Origin of the sequence: Fonticella tunisiensis, from assembly GCF_004364155.1 — a bacterium.
In the GTDB taxonomy this organism is placed as follows: Bacteria; Bacillota; Clostridia; order Clostridiales; family Caloramatoraceae; genus Fonticella; species Fonticella tunisiensis.
Window position 1 is genome coordinate 96,654 of sequence record NZ_SOAZ01000003.1, and the last position, 17,869, is coordinate 114,522.

Below are 17,869 nucleotides of genomic sequence, written 5' to 3' on the forward strand. Positions count from 1 at the left end.
ATCGTATTTAATAGTTTCTACCCAAACATAAACTCAGTTATAGTATGATAAACCTTGAACAATAAACTATCCATTTTTTTATCCTTGAAAAATTTAAGTTCAATGTTCAGTCCACCGGAAAGTGTTAATTTTATTTCTGAATCCAGGTCAAATGTCCCTGCAGTTTCAATTGCATAGGTAACGATGCTTTTATAGGGTATGGAATAGTACTCAACTTTTTTGCCTGTTAAACCTTGTTTGTCTGCTATTAGCATACGTTTATCCGTAAAAACCGCAACATCTCTGATTGTTTTTACTGAAAACTGAATTTTTTCCGATGGATGAACCAACCTTTGTAGTTCCTCGGTTACAGGCACTTCATTGTAGAAGTTAAAGATTTTGTTTACAGCCTCAGCCATAACAATACCTCCCAATTGTATTATTTACTATTTTATCCTATTTTATAATATTTATCTATATTACCTTCAATTGGTACTATCTTAATAGTTGATTTTTAACAGGCTTTTTTAATTAATTCTCTGTCACCTAAACTATAACGCCAAGCCCCGGGACCTTTTGTGAATCCCGTCGTACTTTTTTAGAATTCATTATAGATATCACTGTGTTTTTCTATCTGCTTTCTTGAAGCAACTGAAACAATTCCCCATAGAGTTTGTAAAAATCCCTTTAGGTTTTAAACATATCTTCGTGTTCAACGGTTATTTTTACATTATTTAGTAATATAGGCCTAAATTGGGCAGGAAACGACTCCTTTAATTGTATTAATAATTACGATATGTTAAAATTATCAATATCAGAACTTTTATTTAGAACCATTTTTAAACTTTCAAACACGTTAAAGGTAGAAAAGTATAAAAGAATGGTCTTCCCATCTTTTATATTTATATTAACTTGCCAGGGTAGGTGGGGACAATATGACAGGTTTACAGTATAATAGACAACAGAAAATACGCGAAATAATATCAATTGTCAAATTAGCTTCCTTACTTCTAAGCGCAATAATTGTTTTTACACTCATTTCCAATGACGACAATGATGTTGTTTTTAGCAATACCGAATATTTTAGTGTTTTTTCCTTATCGCTGACATTTATTATATTAATACTTATATTTAGTATATGGTCATTTTCTTCTAAAAGAAATTACATAACGAAACAGGATAAAATAAAACGCTGTATAGAAGATTCCATTTATATTTTAATATTTTCAGTGGTAATTATTATATCCGGAGGCTACACAAGCCAGTATAAATTCTTATTTCTATTTATTATTATAACCTCAACCATACAGTCCGGTATTAAATGGGGAGCAGTTTTAGCAACTATATCATCCTTAATAATATTAGCAATTGACCTTAGCTTCATTTCTAAAACCCTGGTAAACAAATATTTTGAGAATGACTTAATTTTGGTAGGAGTTTTCATACTCACTGCATGGCCATTAGGATATTATGTGAAGATCGAAAGAGAATACGGCGAAAATCTATCACACTTGGTTAATATTGATGGGTTGACAGAAGTTTACAACCACAGATTCTTCCATGCCTCACTAAAAAAAGAAATTGAAATATCCAAGAAATCAGGACGTCCAGTTTCAATAATTTTATTGGACATTAACCATTTTAACTATTACAACGAACTTAATGGTTGTCACTGTGGCGATCAGCTCTTAAAGGAAATAGCCCTTTTATTAAAGAAAAATATAAGGCAGCAAGACATTCTTACAAGATATAAAGGAGATGAATTCGCCATTATACTTCCAAATACAAATGAAGAAGGTGCTGCTGAATTATCTGAGAAAATTAGATTTGATATTGAAAATTGGAAGTTTAAAGGTAAAGAAAATCAACCTGAGGGAAAGATTACAGTTTCGATTGGTACATCGACATTTCCTCAACATGGAAAAACTCATCTGGAATTAATAGAAAGTGCAGATGATGCGTTAAATGGAGTTAAATTATTTGATAAGAACAGGCTGGATAGTTGCTGCTCTATTCTGGATAAATTGAAAAAAGATATTGAAAAAGCTAATATCGATATAATAACCACTGCTAAAACAATTCTAAGCATTATTGATTCTAAGGATAAATATACCTATGAACATACTGAAAGAATAGTTATGTATTCAGAGTTATTGGGAGAAAAACTTGGACTAACAGATGAGGATAAAAAAGTATTAAAATATGGAGCTTACTTACATGATATTGGAAAGATAAGCATTTCAAAGGGGATTTTAATTAAAAAAACGCCCTTGACAAATGCAGAATGGGAAATATTTAAGCATCATCCGATAAGCGGAGTAGAAATAATTAAAAATGTTGAATCACTTAAAGATGTAATTCCACTAATAAGGCACCATCATGAAAGATATGACGGTACCGGATATCCAAATGGCCTTAAGGCGAACGAAATACCATATCTTGCAAGAATACTTGCTGTTGTAGACAGTTTCGATGCAATGACCTCCAACAGGCCATATAATAGTAAGCTGACTTGCTATGATGCAATTTTAGAATTAAAAAGATGCAGTGGAACTCAGTTTGACCCGATTATTGTTCGGGCATTTATAGAGATAATTGAAGAGAATAAGGATAAATTTGATGCTATATAAAATGAAGGCGGTTCATTATTAAGAATGAGCCGCCTTGCCTTATCATTATCATCTTTAAAAAGTCCACTTTGCCAATGCTTCTACTCATAATATAAAAATTGTATAATATGATTTTCCTCTGACCTTCCTGGCATTAAAATAACCTCAATCCAATTTTCTACTTTCATTATTAACACTGGATTGAGGTTATATTCATCGTTGTTAACCGCCTCTTTTTTACTCTCTTGAAGCCTTTAAAGCTTCAGCCATTGAAATTCTGTTTATCTTCCTCCTGCTTAAAAACTTGGACAACTCGTAGGTAAGATAAATTACCACAAATCCAATAAAGACGTAGCCGTATTCGATGGTTACGGGAAAGGCAAAATTCATGCTTTTTGTTACTGACTTAAACATTGCCCTCAATGACACAAGAAGCAGAGGCACTCCTAAAATGTATCCAATCAAAACTATAAATGAAGAACTGTTTAATATAAGGGAATACACTTCCTTCCTTCTGTACCCAAGAATCTTCAAAAGGGATATGCTTTCCCTGTTTTCTTCTATAATCAGCGAAGTCACAACATATATGACTATAAGCCCTATTATAAAGGATATAAAGGCCATGATACCTATTGATGACTTAAGGGGCTGCATCGTAGAATCTAATGCCTTTTTGAAGTCATCAATTGTCGTTATGCTTAGTAAACTGCTTTCAGATATGTTTAATTTATCACTGCTCCATAGTCCAATGTAGCTGTCAGATGGATATTTCAGCATATCATTAAACTCTACAAGGGGCATATAGATGTACTCACCTGTATATGTCTCAGCAATGTAATCGACGGTAATGCTGTATTCTTTTGAATCAAGCTTGTTGACAACCTTTATTGTATCATGAGGTTTTACGCCGAGCTTATCTGCCAGAGGTTTTGTGATAATAACCTTATCAGTGCTTAGCCAGTTTCCTTGTTTATCTTTAAGCAAAATATATTTTGAGTTCGGACTTATTCCATAAACATAAAATCCTGTTTTACTGTCCGACTTCAATGTAAAGGGTGATATTGAGAAAACTTCACCATTTGAAGGCGCTCCATGCTGTAGAGAGTTAAAAATGTACTGGTATTGATACTTATAGGTATCCTCATAGGCATCCTTCATCAAAAAGTCCATAGAACTTTTTGATGCAAAACCTAAGAGCAAAAGCATGGTTGCAAAAACAACTCCAAGTAAAAGGAATACACTTCTTGGTATACTTCTAAGCTGCTCCCTCACTTTAAACTTGGTTGAAAACTTAAGCCTGTCCAGCTTTAGCTTCCTTTCGATGAAGCTAACCTTACCCTTTTCCTTTCCACCCTTCATTAACTCAACGGGGGAATATTTCAGTGCCCTGTTTACAACAAAGTATCCAGAAATTCCAAGGAAGAATATGGGCAGCAGTAAACTAATTACAACATACTTTAGGTCAAAGCTTACATAGTCTACTGGTATATTAAAATACATTACCATAAAGTTAAGCATGGGCCTTAAGGTGAAAGCCCCTAATATTGTCCCTATTATTCCACCTGCCAGTGCTATGGATAAGGGATATGTTAGATAATGCTTCACAATCTCTCTTTTTTTGTAGCCAAGTGCGTATAGGGTTCCAATTAGTATAAATTCCCTTTTTAGCATTCTCCACATTACTATCCCTGTTAATATACAGGTGAGAAGCAGTATAAATACAGGCATATAGGTACTTATTTGATTGATACCATCAATTTTTAAGGTTACATATGTTACCCTTGGGTTTTCATCAATATTTGTCCATTTTAGTATAATTATATTTTCACTTTTCAAATAATCTTTAAATTGTGCTATTCTATTATCTACATCCTTTTTATCTCCATTGAATTTTAGAGTATAGAAGCTGCTTCCTTTATTGATTTCATTAAAATCATCCTTGCTTATTACCGCTATTCCAAATCTGTTTGGGTCGTTTAATATATCGCTTTCTGATTTTATTGGATATATATAGTTTGGCAGAGACATGAAGCCAGCTATTTTTAAATCTTTGCCATATATATTTATGCTGTCTCCTATTTTCAGTTTATTTGCCTTTGCAAAGGCAGGGTCGATTAGGATATCACTGCCAATTAGCTTATTCCCTTCAATTATTGCAGGTATATTAACCTTTGTATTTTCGCTGAATATCCTGAGGGTTTTATCCTCAGAAACTAAATAATCAATGGACCTTGTTTCTTCTATTATCATGTTGAACCTTGATTCTAAATCCTCAATGTTATCAAGCTTCTTATCAGCTATAAAGCTTGCATCTTCCTGTACATAATTTTTTTCAAAGGAAGAAGTCAGATTAACCATGTTAGTTGTTAGCTGATTAAACATGGTATAAAGAAGACAGCTTATTATAATGAGCATTAGGGATCCCAGGTATTGAGACTTGCTTTCCATCATGGTTCTTTTTATTTTTTTATTAATTACCATTACCACTCAATCCTTTCTGCATGGATAATCCTTTCATTTATTATTTCCTCTACAATTTCTCCACTTCTCATCCTGTAAACCCTGTTAGCCATGGCGCTTATAGCCGTATTATGGGTTATCATAAGTATGGTTGTGCCAAAATCCCTATTGATCTGCTGCAAAAGCTTTAATATTTCTCTGGATGTTGAAAAATCCAGAGCTCCTGTTGGCTCGTCGCACAATAGGAGTTTCGGGTTTTTAACCACTGCCCTTGCAATTGAAACTCTCTGCTGCTCTCCTCCGCTTAACTCCCTTGGGAATCTATATTTTTTATCCAGCATTCCTACAGCCTTTAACACTTCATCTGTATCCAATGGAGACCTGCTGATGTTTGAAACCACTTCAATATTCTCACCTACAGTTAAGTTTGGTATTAAATTATAAAACTGAAATATGAAGCCTATATTTTCCCTTCTATAATCTGTAAGCTGATCATCTGTGAGATTAGTAACTTCAATGTCATCCACCGTTACTTTTCCAGAGTCGCAGCGGTCTATTCCACCTATTATATTAAGTAAAGTTGATTTACCCGATCCTGAAGGCCCAAGAATCACTCCAATCTCGCCCTTACCAAGGCTCATTTTGACGCCCTTTAAAACATCCGTTTTCACATCTCCAGTCCTATAGCTCTTTTTCAAATTTTCTACTTTTATAAACATTTATTTTGCCCCCATTCCATTTTTTAATAATTCAATCATGGCTTTAATTTCCTTTTCCATCATTTCAAAATCTTCATCTACTATATCCTCACCTGCTATTCTCGCTTTCTTCATGAGGTATTCCTTAAATTTAAACGATACTCCTGTAAGAAAAAGAGAAAGCAGCTTATCATCTATGTCCTTTCGAATAGAACCATTGCTTTTGCCATCCTGAATCAGTTTAAGTATATATTCATCTGAAAATTTCATCATGCAGGCCATAGATTCATCAGTAAATCTGCTGTATTTACCAAGAAATACATCCTGAATGAAAATAACAACTTCCCTTTCATCCCTTAGCTGAACCCAAATATCCTTGCTATTCTGATAAAAGTAATCGAAAATATTGACATCCTTATTTGTCATGGTGATGTATTTATTATATTTTTTCACAAGAAGCTCCATGGACCACTGCACTGAATATAGAAAAAGCTCCTTTTTGTTCTCAAAGTACTGATACATGCTGCCCTTCGCAACTCCGGCACTTTTTGCAATGTTGCCTACGTTTCCCTTTTCAAAACCGTTTTTCGAAAATTCACTGATTGCAGCCCTCATTATCTTCTCCCGTTTGTCCTCACTGAGATTAAAAAATGTATCCTTTGGCACTTTATCACTCCTTTTTCCTTCGTTTAATAAGCATAATCTATATAGCGACATTTTGAATCGAAATATATGACTTATTGGTCATATGACCTTACAGTCATATTATAGAGCTAAAATTTTTCTAAATCAATATGATATTAAAAAATATATGATTTGCATAATTTAAAATATGATAAGCATTATAGAGAGATGATATCTGAAGTAATTTTTATAAATCAGGTTAATATAACTGCAGCCTTATGGTTTAAGCCATAAATCAATGAAATAATTTTGTTTAACAGTGTTTAATTTCTGCAGCAGTGGATTTATATAGTTTTTCAATTATAAAATCAAAAAAAGAAGTAAAAACCTATGCAATCCTTCAAATTATGAATAAGATAACTTTACTTTTAAACTTGAAGAATTATAATATTATCAATAGATATTAATTATTAATTGCTATTTATCCCATATGAAGGAGGTATAAGAATGAAATTTTTGAAGAAACAGTTTAGTGGACAACATAAACCCAGATTTATGGCTCTCGATTTCATAAAGTATATAGGCCCCGGACTTCTAGTAACTGTTGGATTTATAGATCCCGGCAACTGGGCTTCAAACGTTGCTGCAGGTTCTAATTACGGATACTCGCTGCTTTGGATGGTAACTCTGGCTACCATTATGCTAATAGTCCTTCAGCACAATGCTGCCCACCTTGGAATAGCTACTGGTTACTGCCTGTCTGAAGCTTCAACCAAGTTCGTAAGACCCTGGATAAGCAAAATTGCGCTATCATCATCCGTTATGGCAGCAATATCCACTGCTCTTGCGGAACTTCTTGGCGGGGCAATTGCACTCAACATGTTGTTTGGCATCCCTATAAAATTAGGCAGTATACTGGTATTAATCATAGTTTTATGGATGCTCTTAACTAACTCCTACAGAAGACTGGAGAGATGGATTATTGGATTTGTATCTTTAATAGGTATTTCCTTCATCTTTGAGTTAAGCCTCGTTCATATAAACTGGCATAAGGCAGCTGCCGGATGGGTTACTCCTTCCTTCCCTCCTGGCTCTATGCCTGTTATAATGAGCGTTCTTGGAGCCGTTGTAATGCCCCATAATCTATTTCTACACTCTGAGGTTATCCAAAGCAGGCAGTGGAACCTTAAGGATGAATCTATTATGACAAAACAGCTGAGATATGAGTTCCTGGATACCCTTTTTTCAATGATAACGGGATGGGCAATAAATAGTGCAATGATATTAATAGCATCCGCAACCTTTTTCACCCAGAACATCAGCGTAACTGAGCTTTCTCAGGCTCAACAGATGCTTAGACCAATGCTTGGAAATACTGCTTCGGTAGTTTTTGCCCTTGCACTTTTGTTCTCTGGAATTTCCTCATCCGTTACAGCAGGTATGGCTGGAGGAAGCATTTTCTCGGGATTTTTCATGGAACCGTACGATATTCATGATTCCCATACCAAAACCGGAGTGGGCATAACCCTAATAACTGCTGCTTTAATCATATTCTTTATAAAAAACCCCTTTAATGGTCTGGTATACTCTCAGATGTTTTTGAGCATTCAACTTCCAATAACAATATTCCTTCAAATATATTTAACATCATCTAAAACTGTTATGGGCAAGTTTGCAAACAACAACCTTCAAAAGCTTTATCTCTGGATAATCGGATTGATCGTAACAACGCTTAACATAATGCTTCTGATAAGCTATTTAAGGTAATTAAGCATTGACTCCATCGAATTTTATAGCCCAATATCACTCCCCCTCCCCTTTATGTAGTCTACATATCCATTAAAGACCGGTATATCAGCCTCTGCCCAGTCTAGATTTGACAAACTACCTGGTTCGCCCCAAATTACCTTGTTATGCTCCCTGCATATCTCTATTCTATCATTCCTTATAGAATATACAATCGAATACCTCCATTCAAATAGCCATGGTTGCAGAAGATGTGATTTGAATATATAGCCATGGATATATAAAAGTTACTCCCTGGATATTGACATTGAACAATAAAATAATTTATAATTAGGATAAAATTGATTATAAATATAAGTTGCAACGAGGCAAGAGCGAAAGGATTACAATTCCTTTCTGCTCTTTTTATTTTAAAACTGTTAATTAGCCTAATCCAATCAAATTAAAAATATATTTTTAGGAGGGAATCATATGAATAACAAATTTCTAGCCGGCTTACAAAAGCTTGGTAAAGCACTCATGACTCCAGTTGCCGTTCTTCCGGCAGCAGCACTTTTACTAAGACTTGGAGCAGAGGACGTATTAAACATCAAATGGATGAATGCAGCGGGTGATGCTGTGTTTGGAAACCTTGCTCTTATTTTTGCCATTGGTATCGCCATCGGTCTTGCAGAGGAAAATAACGGTGTGGCAGGACTCGCAGCTGCAGTTGGATACTTTGTTCTTACAAAGGTTGCAGCTACCTTTAATGAAAAAATTAATATGGGTGTTCTCGCAGGAATTATCGTAGGTGTTTTAGCAGGATATTTATACAACAAATATAAGGCTATTAAGGTTCCAGATTTCTTAGGATTCTTTGGTGGAAAGAGATTTGTACCAATTGTTACATCCTTCTATACACTAATCATTGGTGTATTGGCAGGATATGTATGGCCACTTATTCAAAATGCAATAAGCTCCTTTGGAAATGCAATTGCAAATTCCGGGGCAATAGGCGCTGGAATATTTGGCTTCCTAAACAGACTATTAATACCCTTTGGACTTCACCATGTTCTTAACTCCTTTGTTTGGTTCCAATTCGGTGAGTTTACAAATGCATCGGGTAAAGTTGTAACCGGAGACCTTACAAGGTTCTTTGCCAAGGATCCAACTGCAGGAACCTTTATGACAGGATTCTTCCCAATTATGATGTTTGCACTCCCAGCGGCATGTTTTGCCATGATATCAGCTGCAAAGAAAGAAAATAGAAAAGCAGTTACCGGTATGCTTCTTGGAGTTGCCCTAACATCTTTCCTAACAGGAATAACTGAACCAATAGAATTCCTATTCATGTTTATTGCTCCGGCTCTTTATTTTATACATGCTGTTCTTACCGGTTTATCACTGGCATTAACAACAGCCCTTGGCATAAGATTAGGTTTTGGATTTTCGGCTGGTCTCATAGACTATATATTAAGCTTTGGAATAGCAAGCAAACCTTTACTTGCCATTGTAATAGGTTTAATATTTGCTATATTCTACTACATCATATTCCTTTATGTTATCAAGAAATATAACCTGCCAACTCCAGGAAGAATAAATGAGGAATCCGCTGTGCTTTCAAACCTTGGAAACAACAAACTCAAGGAAAAGGGGTCAGAAATACTTAAGGCCCTTGGTGGAAAGGAAAACATAAGTGTAATTGACGCATGTGTAACAAGAATAAGAGTTACTGTAAAGGATAGTTCATTGGTTAACGAAGCAAGACTTAAGGAACTTGGAGCAACTGGAGTTCTAAGGATGGGTTCAAACAACTTCCAGGTAGTCGTAGGTACAATTGCCGATCCACTTGTAACACATATTAAGACCATAATGTAAATTTTATAAGCTTATATACAGGAGTCGAAAGACTCCTGTCAGGCTGTTGACATACATATTTTGTCAACAGCTTTTTTGCGTAACAAAAAGGATTTTTTTATCTTTGCAGAACTTGCCTGTGCCCTTGGTTCCTACATAAGCTCTTCTCACTCAGCCTGATGTACTGCTTTAAAAGTCCAGCCCTGTATGTAGTGCACCTCACAATACAAATATGACTTAATGAGATATCTACTGACCACTCAACAACAAACTGTACCGGTACAGTTTCTCTAATTTTCGATTGTAGCATGCATTATATAATAATATACTTACTTTTATAATATAATAATTATCGTAAAAATTTCGAAAGGCCTTTGAAGATTTATAGAAATTCACAGAAAAATATATAGCAGGGAGGAATCAAAATGGGCACTATAAAATCAAGACGCTTTCCAGAGGGCTTTCTCTGGGGTGGCGCTATTGCGGCCAATCAAGCTGAAGGCGCATACCGTGAAGGTGGAAAGGGGCTATCAACAGCAGATATTTTACCAGTTGGCCCTGACAGGTTCAAAATAGCATCGGATCCTTCAATAGTTTTAGATACTTTGGAGGGAGTATACTATCCATCCCATGAAGCCATCGACTTTTACCACAGATACAGGGAAGATATAGCTTTGTTCGCCGAAATGGGTTTTAAATGCTTTAGAACATCAATAGCATGGACAAGAATCTTCCCAAATGGTGATGAGGAAACTCCAAATGAAGAGGGCCTGAAGTTTTATGATGACCTCTTTGACGAACTTTTAAAATACAACATCCAGCCTGTGGTTACCATATCCCACTATGAAATGCCTCTGGGGCTTGTTAAAAACTATGGTGGTTGGAGAGATAGAAGGCTCATTGATTTCTATGTACGATATGCTAAAACCCTTTTTGAAAGATACAAGGATAAAGTTAAATATTGGATGACCTTCAATGAAATCAACGTTATGGCACATGTTCCCTTTATAGGCGGTGGAATCATCCTCAAGGAGGGAGAAAATAGAAACCAGGTAGTCTACCAGGCTATCCATCATCAGTTTGTAGCAAGTGCACTTGCAGTTAAGGCTTGCCACGAAATTATCCCTGATGCAAAGATAGGATGCATGATAGCAGGTATACCTACCTATCCATACAGCTGTCATCCAAATGATGTCTTTGAGGCGATGCAGAGGGACAGAATTTCACTCTTCTTCGGGGATGTTCAGGCAAGGGGATATTATCCTTCATACATAAAGCGCTTCTTCAAGGAAAACAACGTAAATATTGAAATGCTTCCTGGAGATGAGGAAATACTAAGGGCACATACAGTGGATTATATAGGCTTTAGCTACTATATGAGCCTTGTTGTAAGCACAGCAAGTGAGAATGCAGAGAAAGCCTCTGGAAATATATTTGGAGGGGTTAAGAATCCATACCTCAAATCCTCAGACTGGGGATGGCAGATAGACCCCAAGGGATTGAGATATCTTTTAAATCAATTCTACGATCGCTACCAGAAACCTCTCTTCATTGTTGAAAACGGCCTTGGTGCAGTTGACGTTGTTGAAGAGGGCGATGTTATAAACGATGACTACAGAATTCAATACCTGAGGGATCACATCATCGAAATGGCCGAAGCTATTGAAGACGGTGTTGATTTAATAGGATATACAACCTGGGGGCCAATTGACCTTGTGAGCGCATCAACTGGAGAAATGAAAAAGCGCTATGGATTCATTTATGTTGATAAGGACAATGAAGGCAATGGAACCCTGAGGAGAATTAAAAAGAAGAGCTTCAACTGGTATAAAAAGGTTATAGAAAGCAATGGAGAAGAATTATAAAAAACAAGGTGTGTTCCTGTAAGGAGCACACCTTGTTTTTACTTCCATGTCAACTATCCCTTCCATTAACCTTCATCCACAGGGACTGATTATTATACTCCTTTGTCCCCGTAAGTTCCCTTCCAAACCAGTCAGGCGGCACAAAACCCTCAGCTTCCTCATAGGATTTAAACTCAACTTCTACAGTTTTCAGCTCAAAACCTATATTTTTAAAAATATCAACTTCAGCATATAGGCCATTCCCAAGTTCAATAACAAGCCTATCCTTTATGACAGGTACGGATTTATTGTTTAGCTGATGGTAGGTATTTTCAGTAATTTCGATTTCTATCTCTTCCCTGCCCTGCTTATTATTAAGCCTGTTTTTGTAGGTCATATAGAACTTGCTTTTATCTTCCCATTCAACCCTTCTAATCCTTACTTCCTCCTTTCCAGTTGCAAGATAGCTTTGATATATGGTTTTCCTCTCCTGGATTTTAAGGTTATCGGGTATGAAACTTAAAAGGAACTTTCTTTCTATTTCCACAGCCATTTAATCACCTCGGTAAATTTTAAATATGCATATCTCTATTCTATCATCTCTTAAGTTTTTTGTGGACAGCAACAAGCCTTTATGCTGACTGATTTTCTGGCTGACATGTTTATTAAAATTTCCCCAAGCACTGCTCTTATAACACGGAATATACAACCGTATCACTTCCGTTTTGCAATCCCCGGCATAAAATTATCATTTGATTCTTGACAACAAAAAAATAGTATGATATCTTTAATAAAAATCAACCTTTAAATTTGGTCCAGTGAGGCCAGGAAGGCATAAATTCAGATGATAATTTTTTAGTATACGCATAATTTTTATACCTTTTAAAGTATATTATAGAAAAGTATACATATGCCTTCCATAAAAGGAAGGCATTTTTATTATCCTTTAAATCTAGTCCAGTGAGGCTAAAAAGGAGGAGAAAATTATGTTAAAAGGAAGACACCTAATCGATCCCATGGATTTTTCCGTTCAAGAATTAGAAGAAATTTTCAAATTAGCCGAGCAAATCATATCCAATCCAAAAGATTTTTCTCATCTCTGTGACGGAAAAATTTTAGCCACTCTTTTTTATGAACCCAGCACAAGAACCAGGTTGAGTTTTGAATCAGCAATGTTAAAACTTGGTGGAAAGGTACTTGGCTTTTACGAGCCCAATTCAAGCTCAGTCGCAAAGGGTGAAAGCGTAGCAGACACGATAAGAACCATCTCATGCTATGCTGATATTGCCGTTATCAGACATCCAAAGGAAGGAGCTCCTAAAGTTGCCTCCATGTATTCAGATATTCCAGTAATCAATGCAGGAGATGGAGGGCATCAGCATCCCACACAAACATTAACGGATCTTTTAACCATAAGAATCCTAAAAGGACGTCTGTTTAATCTTACCATTGGGATATGTGGCGATTTAAAATTTGGAAGAACTGTACATTCCCTTCTAAAAGCCATGTCAAGGTATGAAAACAACAAATTCATCCTAATTTCTCCCGAAGAATTAAAAATTCCTGATTATATAAAGAAAGAAGTTTTACGTAAGGGAAACATCGATTTTATCGAAAATGAAAAATTGGAGGAAGTCATAGACTCCCTTGATATCCTCTATATGACCAGGGTACAAAGAGAAAGGTTTTTCAATGAAGAGGATTATATCCGCCTGAAAGACAGTTATATATTGGATGCAGAAAAAATGAAGAAAGCACCCAAAGACATGATTGTTCTCCACCCTCTTCCCAGAGTGAACGAAATTGCCTATGAAGTAGACTCCGATCCCAGGGCCTGTTATTTCAAGCAAGCAAAATACGGAATGTTTGTAAGAATGGCACTCATATTAAAATTATTGGGGGTGGATGAACATGTTAACGATTAACAGTATAAAAAAAGGAATTGTTATAGATCACATTAAAGCAGGAACAGGAATTAAAATATTTAACTATCTGGCGCTGAATAAAGCAGATTTTTCTGTGGCCCTCATTATTAATGCTTCAAGTTCAAAGATGGGTAAAAAAGATATGATTAAAATAGAAAATGCAATCGATGTGGATATTACAGCACTGGGGCTTATAGATCCTAATATTACAATTAACATCATAAAGGATGAAAATATAGTAGAAAAGATTTATCCCAAACTACCGGAAAAAGTTGAGGACATTATAACATGTAAAAATCCAAGGTGCATAACTTCCATGGAAAACTACATCCCCCATGAATTCTATCTGGTTGATGAGTCAAAGGGGGAATATAGATGCAGGTATTGTGATGAAATCTATAGACTTACAGAAATATAAAAAGATAATTGAGCCTGGAGGTGCAGCAATGGAACTTTTAATAAAGGGAGCAAGGATTGTGGACGCATCCCAGGACTTCCCCGGGGACGTCTACATTAAAGATGGGTTTATTGAGGAGATCGGAAAAAATTTAAATAAAGATTGTAAAACCCTGCATGCCAGAGGACTTATGCTTTTACCTTCCTTCATAGACCTGCATAGTCATTTTAGAGATCCAGGCTTAACACATAAAGAAGACCTGTTAACCGGAAGTTTAGCAGCCATAAAGGGAGGATATACAGCAGTAAACCTGATGGCAAATACAAAGCCTGTTTGTGACAACATGGATATTGTAAATTATGTGCTAAAAAAAGCTGGAAAAGTTGGCATCGTAGATGTACATCAAACAGTTTCCATTACAAGAGAATTGGGCGGTAAAGATACAAACCACATTGATGAACTTGAGCCTTCTGTAAAATTTATCTCAGATGATGGTAAAGGAGTTTTAAACAGCAAAGTAATGATTGAGGCAATGATGAAGGCAAAGAAAAAAGGAATTAGAATTATTACCCATGCAGAAAATGAAGAACTTACTGAAGTAGATACTCGTCTCGCAGAAAACACAATGACCTGGAGAGATATTTCTCTGGCAAAATTTACAGGATGTCCCCTTCATGTTGCCCATGTAAGCACAAAGGAAGCTATGGAATATATAGTGGAAGCAAAGAAAAGTGGATATGACATTACCTGCGAAGTAACACCACATCATATTGCACTTACAGAAGACGTGGAATATAGGGTCAATCCTCCTCTTCGTAAAAAAGAAGATATAGAGTTTTTAATTAGATGCATTCAAGAAGGTTGGGTAGACGCCATAGGTACGGATCATGCTCCCCATACTTTAGAGGATAAACAAAATGGAGTCCCTGGAATATCCGGAATAGAAACTGCCTTTTCGGTATGCTACAGCAAACTCGTAAAGAAAGGATATATTACACTTAACAAGCTGTCGGAAATCATGTCAAAAAACCCGGCAAGAATCATGGGATTAAATAAGGGAGAAATCAAAATAGGATATGACGGTGACCTAACCTTAATAGATATTCAAAGGAAAGTTAATGTTTCCTCTGAAGAATTCGCTTCCAAAGGGAAAAACACCCCCTTTGAAGGTATGAAGCTATATGGAGTTATAGTAATGACAATTAAATCCGGAAAAGTGGTATATAAGAATTCATCCTATGTATCTCAGGGATTGGAGGGCTAATCATGATTGCAGATATACTTTATCATGAAGTAGAGAAAAAGGGCCCAATCTGCGTAGGGCTTGATACAGACGTTAGTTACATTCCTAAAAATTTTATGGAAAAGTTCAATACCATAGAGGAATCTATCTTCCGCTTTAATCAAAAAATCATAGATGCAACTTCTGATATAGCCGCCTGCTTTAAAGTACAAATCGCCTATTATGAAGCCTGTGGCTTAAATGGACTCATGGCATATAAAAAGACCCTGGAATATCTGAGAAGCCTTAAACTAATCACCATTGCAGATATCAAAAGAGGAGATATAGCAAAGACGGCTGAAATGTATGCAAAAGCACATTTTGAAGGAGACTTTGAAAGCGATTATATCACCGTAAACCCCTACATGGGACTTGATAGTCTTACTCCCTATTTAAAATATGTAAAAGAAAATCAAAAGGGCTTATTTGCTCTCATTCGAACTTCAAATCCCGGGGCTGAGGATATCCAGTACATTGAGGATAGAAAGGGAATAAGAGTCTATCAACATGTTGGTGAAAAACTCCAAAAACTAGGTTTAGATTTTATGGGAAGCTGCGGTTATAGCTCAATTGGAGGGGTTGTGGGCTGTACTCATATAGAAGAAGGATTGGATCTTAGAAAAAAACTCAATCACACTTTCTTTCTCATCCCCGGATATGGTGCTCAGGGGGGAGGAGCAAAAGAAGCAGCCGTATATCTAAGAAATGGAAATGGAGGCGTTGTAAACTCCTCAAGGGCGGTACTCCTTGCATACAAAAAAGTTGAGGGTGGAGAGAATGAATTCGATATATGTGCAAGGAATGAAGTGATAAAAATGAGGGAGGAAATCCAGAATGAACTTTCAATATAGAGTTGAAATCGTAGATGAAAACATGGAAATTTCTAAAGGAATATATAAACTCTCTCTAAGTGGAAAATTCAAAGGAGTCCCAGGACAATTTTATATGTTAAAAACCTATGGACTAAACCCTCTGCTTCCCAGGCCCATCAGCATACATGATATACATGAAAATAAAATATCCTTTCTGTATTCTGTAGTTGGGGAAGGCACAAAGTTTCTAAGCCAGTTAAGGAAGGGAGAACAATTACAAATCCTGGGGCCTTTAGGAAAGGGATTTAACGTTGAAAATATAAAGGGTAAAGCCGCCATTATATCCGGAGGCATAGGAATTGCACCGATGCTTTACCTCTCTAAAAATCTCAAGGTTTCCACCCTTCATCTATATGCCGGTTTTCGTGATGAAGTATACGGTATCGATGACATGAAGAAGTATACAGATAAAATTTATTTGACTACAGAAAACGGAAATACAGGAGTGAAAGGATACATTACCGAAATTTTTAACCCTTCATCCTATGATATAGTGTTATGCTGTGGCCCGGAAAAAATGATGATGAAAACAGTTAAATTATGTAAAGAATATAATGTTCCAATTTTTGTATCTATGGAAAAACATATGGCCTGCGGCATAGGCGCCTGCCTTGTCTGCACCTGCAAAACAAAAAATGGAAACCGAAGGACCTGTAAGGACGGACCGGTATTTTTAGGGGAGGATGTGATATGGGATGCTTAATGTAAACATAGCAGGAGTGAATTTTAAAAACCCAATAATCGCTGCTTCCGGAACCTTTGGATTTGGACAGGAGTATTCCTCACTATATAATGTATCAAAATTAGGAGCTATCACAACAAAAGGGCTAACCCTGCACCCCAGGGAAGGAAATAATGGACTTAGGATTTACGAGACCCCAGGTGGAATGTTAAACAGTGTAGGCCTTCAGAATCCCGGAGTAATAAGATTTATTGATGAGGAACTCCCCAGAATGAAAAGATTGGGAACAAAAATCATTGCAAATTTTGGGGGATGTACCATAGATGAATATATCAAGGGCATAGAACTTTTAAACCAGACGGACGTTGACATGATAGAACTCAACATCTCCTGCCCTAATGTGAAATATGGTGGAATGGCATTTGGAGTTAAATCCAGCATCGCCTATCAAGTAGTACGGGAGGCAAAAAGCTGCTGCAAAAAACCTCTTATGGTAAAGCTGTCTCCCAATGCGGAGGATATTGTGGATATGGCCTTTAGATGCTGTGAAGGAGGTGCAGATGCCCTCTCTTTAGTGAATACCTTTAAGGCAATGGAAATCGATATTCATAAAAGAAAGCCCGTATTTGAAAATATTTATGCCGGATTGTCTGGCCCTGCCATAAAGCCTGTCGCTCTAAGAATGGTTTACGATGTTTCAAAGGCCGTGAATATTCCAGTTGTGGGAATGGGTGGTATTACTTCAGCAAAGGATGCCATTCAATTTATTATGGCGGGGGCCCATGCTGTACAGATTGGAACTGCAAACTTTATAAAACCGGACATATGTCTTGATATTCTTTCAGGGATACAGGAGTTTATGGAAAAAGAGGGTATTAAAGATATCAGTGAAATCCGTGGAATTGCATAAGCTCA

15 protein-coding genes are annotated in these 17,869 nt (G+C 36.3%); 10 read left to right on the plus strand and 5 right to left on the minus strand.

Features of this window, described 5'->3' with window-relative positions:
- Positions 1-17: 17 nt before the first annotated feature.
- Positions 18-398 (minus strand): PH domain-containing protein, encoded by a 381-nt coding sequence (locus EDD71_RS02750; protein ID WP_133627215.1) that lies wholly within the window; start codon positions 396-398, stop codon positions 18-20.
- 516 nt (positions 399-914) lie between these two features.
- Between EDD71_RS02750 and EDD71_RS02755 the strand changes: the two genes are divergently transcribed.
- Entirely contained in the window at positions 915-2,609 is a 1,695-nt protein-coding gene (locus EDD71_RS02755) for a bifunctional diguanylate cyclase/phosphohydrolase (protein ID WP_133627216.1), read from the plus strand.
- Between the two features lie 216 nt (positions 2,610-2,825).
- Here the strand turns inward: EDD71_RS02755 and EDD71_RS02760 are convergent, their stop codons facing one another.
- Genes EDD71_RS02760 through EDD71_RS02770 form a run of 3 tightly spaced genes read right to left on the minus strand, consistent with a single transcriptional unit; the run spans position 2,826 to position 6,412 of the window.
- Positions 2,826-5,069: an ABC transporter permease gene (locus EDD71_RS02760; protein ID WP_133627217.1), complete on the minus strand. Its 2,244-nt coding sequence runs from the start codon at positions 5,067-5,069 to the stop codon at positions 2,826-2,828.
- The gene (locus EDD71_RS02765; protein ID WP_133627218.1) at positions 5,069-5,767 is read right to left on the minus strand and encodes an ABC transporter ATP-binding protein; all 699 of its coding nucleotides are present in this window, start codon (positions 5,765-5,767) and stop codon (positions 5,069-5,071) included. Before EDD71_RS02765 ends, EDD71_RS02760 begins: the two co-directional genes overlap by 1 nt.
- Positions 5,768-6,412: a TetR/AcrR family transcriptional regulator gene (locus tag EDD71_RS02770; RefSeq protein WP_133627219.1), complete on the minus strand. Its 645-nt coding sequence runs from the start codon at positions 6,410-6,412 to the stop codon at positions 5,768-5,770. It lies immediately after the preceding gene.
- A gap of 465 nt (positions 6,413-6,877) precedes the next feature.
- On the opposite strand from EDD71_RS02770, the gene EDD71_RS02775 reads away from it, so the two are divergent.
- The 3 genes from EDD71_RS02775 to bglH all read left to right on the plus strand — a co-directional run bounded on the left by EDD71_RS02775 (position 6,878) and on the right by bglH (position 11,817).
- Positions 6,878-8,137: an Nramp family divalent metal transporter gene (locus EDD71_RS02775; protein ID WP_133627220.1), complete on the plus strand. Its 1,260-nt coding sequence runs from the start codon at positions 6,878-6,880 to the stop codon at positions 8,135-8,137.
- Positions 8,138-8,587: 450 nt separating this feature from the next.
- On the plus strand, positions 8,588-9,973 hold the full coding sequence (gene nagE / locus EDD71_RS02780) for an N-acetylglucosamine-specific PTS transporter subunit IIBC (RefSeq protein WP_133627221.1): 1,386 nt from the start codon (positions 8,588-8,590) through the stop codon (positions 9,971-9,973).
- A gap of 404 nt (positions 9,974-10,377) precedes the next feature.
- Positions 10,378-11,817: an aryl-phospho-beta-d-glucosidase gene (gene bglH / locus EDD71_RS02785; RefSeq protein WP_133627222.1), complete on the plus strand. Its 1,440-nt coding sequence runs from the start codon at positions 10,378-10,380 to the stop codon at positions 11,815-11,817.
- A 49-nt stretch (positions 11,818-11,866) separates the two neighbouring features.
- On the opposite strand, the gene EDD71_RS02790 is transcribed toward bglH, so the two are convergent.
- Positions 11,867-12,349, minus strand: coding sequence for a CYTH domain-containing protein (locus EDD71_RS02790; protein ID WP_133627223.1), 483 nt, complete (start codon positions 12,347-12,349; stop codon positions 11,867-11,869).
- 433 nt (positions 12,350-12,782) lie between these two features.
- On the opposite strand from EDD71_RS02790, the gene pyrB reads away from it, so the two are divergent.
- From pyrB to EDD71_RS02820, 6 genes are read left to right on the plus strand one after another with little or no spacing between them, the layout of a single operon-like run.
- A complete protein-coding gene (gene pyrB, locus EDD71_RS02795; RefSeq protein WP_133627224.1) occupies positions 12,783-13,721 on the plus strand; it encodes an aspartate carbamoyltransferase in 939 nt (312 codons plus the stop codon).
- A complete protein-coding gene (locus EDD71_RS02800; protein WP_133627225.1) occupies positions 13,708-14,139 on the plus strand; it encodes an aspartate carbamoyltransferase regulatory subunit in 432 nt (143 codons plus the stop codon). The genes pyrB and EDD71_RS02800 overlap by 14 nt, the downstream gene beginning before the upstream one ends.
- A 28-nt stretch (positions 14,140-14,167) precedes the next feature.
- Positions 14,168-15,382 carry a dihydroorotase gene (locus EDD71_RS02805; RefSeq protein ID WP_133627226.1) on the plus strand — a complete coding sequence of 405 codons (1,215 nt, stop codon included), beginning with the start codon at positions 14,168-14,170 and terminating at the stop codon, positions 15,380-15,382.
- A gap of 2 nt (positions 15,383-15,384) precedes the next feature.
- Positions 15,385-16,251, plus strand: coding sequence for an orotidine-5'-phosphate decarboxylase (gene pyrF, locus EDD71_RS02810; protein WP_133627227.1), 867 nt, complete (start codon positions 15,385-15,387; stop codon positions 16,249-16,251).
- The gene (locus tag EDD71_RS02815; RefSeq protein WP_133627228.1) at positions 16,235-16,975 is read left to right on the plus strand and encodes a dihydroorotate dehydrogenase electron transfer subunit; all 741 of its coding nucleotides are present in this window, start codon (positions 16,235-16,237) and stop codon (positions 16,973-16,975) included. The genes pyrF and EDD71_RS02815 overlap by 17 nt, the downstream gene beginning before the upstream one ends.
- Positions 16,968-17,864, plus strand: coding sequence for a dihydroorotate dehydrogenase (locus tag EDD71_RS02820; protein WP_133627229.1), 897 nt, complete (start codon positions 16,968-16,970; stop codon positions 17,862-17,864). Before EDD71_RS02815 ends, EDD71_RS02820 begins: the two co-directional genes overlap by 8 nt.
- Positions 17,865-17,869: the final 5 nt, after the last annotated feature.